Annotated in this window: 6 protein-coding genes, 1 tRNA gene and 1 pseudogene; 3 read left to right on the top strand and 5 right to left on the bottom strand. The window is 42.7% G+C overall.

All coding sequences use genetic code 11. The features are described from left to right. From GXZ17_RS03275 to GXZ17_RS03290, 4 genes and pseudogenes are all read right to left on the bottom strand, one after another. Positions 1-635, bottom strand: a pseudogene (locus GXZ17_RS03275) (hypothetical protein); the annotation flags it as partial. Between the two features lie 11 nt (positions 636-646). Further along, entirely contained in the window at positions 647-2035 is a 1389-nt protein-coding gene (gene lpdA, locus GXZ17_RS03280; protein ID WP_409375861.1) for a dihydrolipoyl dehydrogenase, read from the bottom strand. A gap of 1 nt (position 2036) precedes the next feature. Further along, positions 2037-3452: an NADPH-dependent glutamate synthase gene (gene gltA / locus GXZ17_RS03285; protein WP_409375862.1), complete on the bottom strand. Its 1416-nt coding sequence runs from the start codon at positions 3450-3452 to the stop codon at positions 2037-2039. Continuing rightward, entirely contained in the window at positions 3442-4296 is an 855-nt protein-coding gene (locus GXZ17_RS03290; RefSeq protein WP_409375863.1) for a sulfide/dihydroorotate dehydrogenase-like FAD/NAD-binding protein, read from the bottom strand. The genes gltA and GXZ17_RS03290 overlap by 11 nt, the downstream gene beginning before the upstream one ends. Before the next feature lie 152 nt (positions 4297-4448). Between GXZ17_RS03290 and GXZ17_RS03295 the strand changes: the two genes are divergently transcribed. After that, positions 4449-4979 (top strand): fasciclin domain-containing protein, encoded by a 531-nt coding sequence (locus tag GXZ17_RS03295; protein WP_409375864.1) that lies wholly within the window; start codon positions 4449-4451, stop codon positions 4977-4979. 63 nt (positions 4980-5042) lie between these two features. Here the strand turns inward: GXZ17_RS03295 and GXZ17_RS03300 are convergent. After that, positions 5043-5117: transfer RNA gene (locus GXZ17_RS03300), tRNA-Thr, on the bottom strand. Between the two features lie 688 nt (positions 5118-5805). On the opposite strand from GXZ17_RS03300, the gene GXZ17_RS03305 reads away from it, so the two are divergent. Together GXZ17_RS03305 and GXZ17_RS03310 are read left to right on the top strand one after the other, a co-directional pair. Then, the gene (locus tag GXZ17_RS03305; RefSeq protein ID WP_409375865.1) at positions 5806-6348 is read left to right on the top strand and encodes a nitroreductase family protein; all 543 of its coding nucleotides are present in this window, start codon (positions 5806-5808) and stop codon (positions 6346-6348) included. A gap of 693 nt (positions 6349-7041) precedes the next feature. Then, a complete protein-coding gene (locus GXZ17_RS03310; RefSeq protein ID WP_409375866.1) occupies positions 7042-7791 on the top strand; it encodes a ZIP family metal transporter in 750 nt (249 codons plus the stop codon). Positions 7792-7904 lie beyond the last annotated feature (113 nt).

Below are 7904 nucleotides of genomic sequence, written 5' to 3' on the forward strand. Positions count from 1 at the left end.
AACAATTTTTCCCAGAGTCCTGAACCCAGAGAGACATCACTCATTATCTCAAAGCCATCTTCTTTAGAAAAGGCAAGATGTGTTACTTGAAATCCGGGAGGAAACTTTCGAAAAGAAAACTTTGGCCAATTATCACCGGAAACCTGAAATAACTCCTTCGCTATTACTGCCGCTTCAGGACCCTGTATGGCAAAAAGCGCTTTCTTTTCCGTTACGTCTTCTATCTCTACTTCCCATTTATTAGTCTTTATCAGATAATCGAGCCACCGGAAAAGCTTTTCCCGCGCCCCGGCATTGGAAATCAAAAGCCATTCTTCTTCTTTCTCTCTAAAGAGAGTTGCCCCATCTACTATTCCTCCCCGCCAGTTGAGAAAAAAAATGTACTTACCTCTTCCTTCCTTAATTTCAGAAACTTTGCGACAGGTAGCATAATCTAAAAAAGGAGTTGCCTCTTTCCCTCGAAGAAAAAACTTCCCCAGGTGAGAAATATCAAAGAGTCCACAGCTATTAGTACAGGCAAAATATTCCTCTCGGATACTTCGGTAATAAAGGGGCATCTCCCAACCACAAAATACCCCCATTCGAGCACCACAAGAGCGGTGAAAATCAGAAAGAGGTAGCTCTCTAAGTGTCATCTATCCTCCCTTTAAGAAAAATGTAAGGGAGAGGCAAAAACTCCTTGAGCTGCTTCCATTAAAGCCTCAGAGAGAGTGGGATGAGGATGAATAGTCTCGGCTATTTCTTGCGGAGTGCATTCTAAGTTTAGAGCTAAAACTGCTTCTCCAATTAAATCTGAAGCGTGAGGCCCTAAAATATGTACTCCCAGTATCTCTCCATTTTTAGCTTCACTAACAATTTTTACCAGACCCTCCGTTTCCCCCTCAATCAGAGCCTTACCGTTTGCTCGAAAGGGGAATCTCCCCACTTTAACTTCATATCCTTTTGCTTCTGCTTCTTTCTCGGTTAATCCTACAGAGGCGATTTCTGGAAAAGAAAAAATGCAATTGGGTATTGCCTTATAGCTTATTCCCTTTTTTTCTCCTTTAATGTGGTTTATCGCTACCTCTGCCTCTCTGTAGGCCACGTGAGCTAAAAGATATTTACCATTTACATCTCCCGGGGCATAGATGTGAGAGATAGAGGTGCGCAAAAACTCATCGGTCCAGACTCCCCGATTTTCCATTTTTAAACCCAGATTTTCTACTCCTAAATTTTCTACCTGGGGCACTCTTCCTGTAGCCACTAAAACACAATCTCCTTCTACCTCTTTTTCTTCTCCTTCTTGAATAAAGGTTACTCGCAGGTTTCCTGAGCGATGAATCTTTTTCACCTGAGCATTAACATGAACTCTCATCCCTCTTTTTTCTACGAGCTGAGTGAGAAGGTTGGTTATCTCCTCATCCACCGGAGGAAGAATCTTGGGCATCATCTCCACTACTTCTACCTTGACTCCAAAAGCATTAAAAATGCAGGCCATCTCCATCCCTATAACTCCCCCTCCGACAACTACCAGACTCTCAGGAAGTGAAGAAAGTTCCAGTGCCTGGTCACTATCGATTACCCCCTCTAAATTAGCTCCTTCTACCGGGAGAGTGGCAGAGCGGGAACCACTGGCCAGAACTATATATTTTCCCCGGATTTCTTCTTTTTCTCCTCCTTCTTTTTCTACCCTTATAGTATGAGAATCCAGAAAAGAAGCAAAACCCTCTATTACCTCCACTTTTCCCTTCCGGAGGAGAAATTGTACTCCACTGGTCAGCTGTTTTACTACCCGATTTTTTCGATTCAGGACCTTTTCCCAATCAACTCCTTGAAAATCCGCTTTTATCCCAAAATCCTGTGCCTTTTTTACCAGATTAGCTACTTCCTGAGATTTAAAAAAGACCTTGGTAGGAATACACCCCCGGTTAAGACACGTTCCACCCAACTCTCTTCCTTCGACAAGGATAGTTTCCCATCCCTCTCGCCCTGCTCGAGTGGCTGCAGCATAACCTGCTGGACCTCCTCCAATAACCACAACTTCTGCTTCTTTCATTTTATTGCCTCCATTCAGGAAAACTATTAGAGTCAGTAAAAAAACGGTCTATAGCTTGCGCTGACCTTTTACCTGCACCCATAGCCGATATCACAGTAGCCGCCCCAGTTACTATATCCCCGCCGGCGAAAACTCCCGCTAAACTAGTAGCTCCGGTTTCTGCATCAGCGGCGATGTAACCTCTTCTATTCAATTGTAAGTCAGGAATAGTCTCTAAGAGCAGAGGGTTAGGACCCTGTCCTATAGCCACCACCACAGTGTCAATAGGAATAACAAATTCTGAACCAGGAATGGGAACAGGCCTCCTTCTTCCCGACTCATCCGGCTCTCCCAATTCCATTTGAATACACTCAATACCCGTTACCCAACCATTTTCATTGCCTAAAAAACGAACCGGGTTAGTCAAAATGATGCAGTTCACTCCCTCTTCTTCTGCTCTTTCTACTTCTTCAATTCGAGCAGGCATCTCCTTTTTAGTACGTCGATATACCAGGCACACCTCTTTTGCTCCCAAACGTAAGGCGGTTCGTGCAGAATCCATAGCCACATTCCCTCCTCCAATCACTGCTACGCTTTGCCCCACTTTCAAAGGAGTGTCATAACGAGGGAAAAGGTAAGCTTTCATCAGGTTGGAACGGGTGAGAAATTCGTTGGCAGAATAAATACCATTCAAGTTTTCCCCGGGAACTTCCAAAAAGTAAGGAAGACCCGCTCCTGTTCCAATAAAGAAAGCCTGATACCCTTCATCTTTTAAGTCATCTAGAGTAAAAGTTTTACCTATTACCCGGCTTACTTTTAACTCTACCCCCAAAGACTGTACATAATCGACTTCTTGCGCCACAATAGCCTTGGGAAGGCGAAATTCAGGAATGCCGTAAACTAAAACCCCACCTGGCGCATGCAGAGCTTCAAAAATGGTAACTTTATAGCCCATTCTGGCTAAATCTCCAGCACAGGTTAAACCAGCCGGACCCGAGCCAATCACCGCCACTTTCTTATCCCGAGGAGGAGGAAGAGAAGGAGCTTTCACTCCCTTTTCTCTTTCATAATCAGCTAAAAAACGCTCTAAGTATCCAATGGCAACGGGTTGTCCTCTTCTGCCCAGTATACACTTGCTTTCACACTGGTCTTCCTGGGGACACACTCTTCCGCATATAGCAGGAAGGCTATTTTTCTCCTTTATTTTAGCAATGGCCCCATCCAATTCACCCTGCGATAGAAGTTTAATAAAACCAGGAATATCAATTTCCACCGGACACCCTTCGATACAGGTGGGTTTTTTGCACTGAATGCAACGACGAGCTTCTGCTACTGCTACCTCTTCCGATAGCCCTAGAGGAACTTCGTTAAAATCTTTAATCCGCTCTTCGGGGGGACGTTGAGGCATTTTAGGTCGAGAAGGACGTTCAGTAGACATGGTAGGGGGCTCCCTCCTTTTCTGTTTCCATTAACCAGGCATCTAACGCTCGTTTTTCTTCCTCTAAATAAATCCGCTGACGGGCCATCAATTCATCAAAGTCTACCTGGTGGCCATCAAAAACTGGACCATCCACACAAGTAAATTTACACTTTCCCCCCACTGTTACCCGACAGCAACCGCACATTCCCGTTCCATCTACCATTATGGGATTAAGACTCACCAGAGTGGGAATGGAATACTTTTCAGTTAAGAGACTCGTCATCTTCATCATTATTACCGGCCCCACCGCTACTACCAAATCCACCTTATCTTTATTTAGAACTCGTTCCAGAACCTGAGTTACAAATCCTTTTTCACCATATGTCCCATCGTCAGTAGTAACAAAAAGCTCATCACTCACTCTTCGCATTTCCTCTTCCCAGAAAAGAAGATTAGAGCTGCGAGCTCCGATGATAGAGGTAACTCGATTTCCCTTTTCCTTAAAAGCTCGAGCCTTAGGATAAGTGGGGGCAATACCCACCCCTCCTCCTACACAAACTACGTGACCAAAATATTTTTCTTCGATTTCTTTTCCTAAAGGTCCTATAAAATCTAAAATCTCATCCCCTTCTTCTAAATCCCCTAACACCATAGTGGTTTTACCTACCTCTTGAAAAATTATGGTAACTGTTTCTTCTTGCAGATCAAAATCAGCAATAGTTAAGGGAATACGCTCCCCCTGTTCATTGATGCGTAAAACCACAAATTGACCGGGCCTGGCTTTGCGAGCCACCCAAGGAGCATCAATTACCATGAGTTTAATCTGAGGGGTGAGGACTTCTTTTTTTAGAATCTTTGCCACTTTCTTTCCTCCTTCTGAGTTTAGAAAACCAGAAAAAATTATACTATATAATCCTTCTTTGTTTAGGGTATATTTTAGACCATACCGTTTTATTTTCCAAATCCTATGTTATAATGTTTCCCAGTAAAATAAAAGGAAAGGAGAAGGTCAAAATGAAAAAATTGCGTTTTATCTCTGTTTCACTTGTAGCTATTCTTAGCATATTTCTCGCGGTAGGTGTTGCATCAGCTCAAGCCATTTCATCTCAACCTGTCTACTATGCTAAATTTATGGACACCGTCTCTCAAGTGGAGGAGTTGAGCACTTTTGTCGAGGTAGTAAAAGCTGCTGGATTGGAGGAGACTCTCAACAAGGGTGAATATACCATTTTTGCTCCCACAAATGATGCCTTTGACGCTCTTCCAGAAGGAAAACTGGAAAGATTGCTCCAGCCCGAGAACAAAGAAACTTTAAAAGATATACTCACTTATCACGTAATTCCTCGTCGTCTCTCAGTAGACGATTTTCGAGCAGGGGAAAAGTACAAAACCCTGAACGGCCATTTAATCCATGTCTTTTTTGAGGAACCGCCCATCGTGATTAATAGAAAAATCAACGTGGTAGGATCTTATGCTGCTTCTAACGCTATAATCTATATGGTGGATAAAGTAATTTTCCCGCCAGAAGGACCCAAACCAAAATAAAGGTGAATACTAAAAAGCGCCCCTTTTCAAAAATAAAGTTTAGGGGCGCTTACAATTTTTAGATGGAGCCGGCGAGCGGACTCGAACCGCTAACCTGCGCATTACGAATGCGCTGCTCTACCATTGAGCCACACCGGCTTAATACCACAAAAATTCTATAACTTTCTCTTCCTCCTGTCAAACATTGATCCCGCCCCGAAAAAGCCCGTTTATCAAAAGGAGCTATAAGAAATAAACTTCTCCCTCTTCCTTTTTTTGGTCATCCTAAGGGTTATATAAAGTAGTCTACGATGTGATATTAAAACATTAAAAAAGACAAGACCTGTCGAGATGGAGAAAAAATAGAATATAGTATCTCGCAAAACCTATTAAATTGCTCAAATCTTAAAAACAAATTACATCGGAGGTTAAAACGCCATACAAGAAAACGGGCTCGCGATGGCAGTTAAATGGGTTACAATGGGTCTTGTGATTAACTATAATTTACGATGCAATAATAAAAAAGAGATGATTAAAAGCGAGAGTACTACACCAGAAAAAGCATCCTGGTCTACTTGCGTTCGTTAGAGAAGAAAAAACAAGATTGCCACACCAGGTGCAGGGTAAAATAAAAAAAGAGGAATGCTTTGATTTTTGCGGTTGACTTTATACAATGGACAATCAGAAAGGACTATTAGATCAACAGTGAAAAACCATTTACTTTTTGCGGGAATGTAAACTTGACCTCCTGCTTTTAATTCGTTTAACATGATTGCATATTCGCGCCCTTTGTTGTTTTGGGGGTGAGTTAGTTATACATGAGATAGCACAGAGGAGGCAAAAACTCATGAATGAAACTATCAAATCGATATTGGGCAGAAGAAGTGTAAAAGAGTACCGGCCCGAGCAAATAAAAGCTGAAGAGTTAGAAATGATTCTTCTGGCTGGCAGATATGCTCCCTCGGGCATGAACAGGCAACCCTGGCTTTTTGTGGTGATACAAAACAAAGATGAGCTGATAAAAATCAAAGAAACTCTCCAGAAAAATATGCCCGCTCCCCCCGGAGGAGGAAGAAGACCTCATCTTCTGGAAACGGCTCCCACGCTTATTATTGTTTTCGGGCAAGACGGTGCATCCACTACCATTCACGATTGCACCTTGGCTATGGGTAACATGATGATTGCCGCTGCATCTTTAGGGATAGGATCAAACTGGATACATGCAGTAGTGAAAGATTTATTCCTTTTTGAAGAGGGGAAGGCCTTAAAGAAAGAATGGGGAGTGTCTGATGAATATATTCCCTATGCTGCAGCGGTGTTTGGATACCAAGCTAAAGAGCCCATGTATCGCCCTCCTCGTAAGGAGGGAGTGGTGAAAATCATCAGCTAACCGGGTGGTGTAATTTTATGTCTGCTACAGTTTCCGAGAAAGAGAGATACCGAAATGTGGGTATTTATTTTCCAGAGGATATAACCTCGCCGGAATTTAGTCACCAGAGTTACTCATTTAAATATAGCATTTGGATTAATTTACAACAAAGAATATAAAGAAATCGGGCCAGAGAATAACTCCCCGGGGGCAACACCTGCAGATTTTGGTCCCGAGAAGCAGCATACAATGTCAGAAGAGGGGTGTTACCCCTGAACGTATTTATCATCTCTTTTCGTCACCCCGGTGACTTTCGAGCCGGGGTCTATGTTATTGAGGACAGAAACTATGGATGCCTGATTAAAGATTTCAGGCATGGCGAAAGAGGGATGTCACCCTTGAATAGTTCTATCGACTACAAGGAGGCGCTGCCCCCTTATAAACCCGTAAGAGCACAAAAGATAGGAAAAGCATTAAAATAATTAGCTGGAGAAAAAACATTCCAACATTGTTATCTCAGTTTTTTAAACCTTTTTTACTTTTTCTTATGCGGCAGGCTACCAAACGAGGTTCATAACAACCCGCATGTGAAGTGAAGTATTTAACGCAGAGAGAGAAGGCATGATTTTTCTGATTAATATAATCGGTAAACATTAAAGTAGCTTGTCATATCCGGGAAATTAAGAGAGAATAAAATAAAAAAGGGTGGTGCTTGTGAGTCCTATTCTTTTAGGAACTGTAGCTAGTCTTTTAGCCGGGTTGGCTACCGGTGTGGGAGCATTACCGGTTCTTTTTGGAAGAGGTCAAAAAATTTCCCACCGATTTCGAGATGAACTATTAGGTATGGCAGCAGGAATAATGCTTGCCGCTACTGCTTTCAGTCTTTTAGTTCCGGCGATTGAGACGGGAGGAGCATGGATAGCTGCACTGGGGGTAGCCATAGGAGGAGTTTTGCTCGATGTTTTTGATAAAATAATACCTCACGAGCACTTTGAGAGGGGAAGAGAAGGACTGGGGCCAGAGCTAAAGCAGATCTGGTTATTTGTCCTGGCTATCACTTTACATAATTTCCCGGAAGGCTTAGCAGTAGGAGTGAGCTTTGGCAGCGGAAATATATCTGATGGTATTACGATAGCTCTGGCCATTGGTCTACAAAATATCCCCGAAGGACTGGCAGTAGCTGTTTCCCTTTTAGGAGTGGGATATAATCATCGTCAGGCTTTTGTTTATGCTTTACTTACCGGGTTGGTGGAGCCTATCGGAGGATTTTTAGGAATTTCTCTCGTTACCATTATGTATTCTTTTCTTCCTCTGGGGATGGCTCTTGCCGCAGGAGCAATGCTCTTTGTAATCAGTGACGAGATAATACCCGAAACTCACCACTCTCCCCATGCTCGCTCATCTACTTATGCCCTTCTTTTAGGGTTTATAGTTATGATGATTCTGGACACTGTTTTGGGATAAACTTCTAATCAGACTACCAAACATCATAAAGTTTTTGGCAAATTTGCCGATTAACTAATACAGAAAGTATATAAAAATAAAATTGGGAGGGATAAAGTTGAAAATCCGAACCA

It is taken from the genome of Candidatus Sordicultor fermentans, from assembly GCF_012728195.1.
GTDB lineage: Bacteria > Atribacterota > Atribacteria > Atribacterales > Caldatribacteriaceae > Sordicultor > Sordicultor fermentans.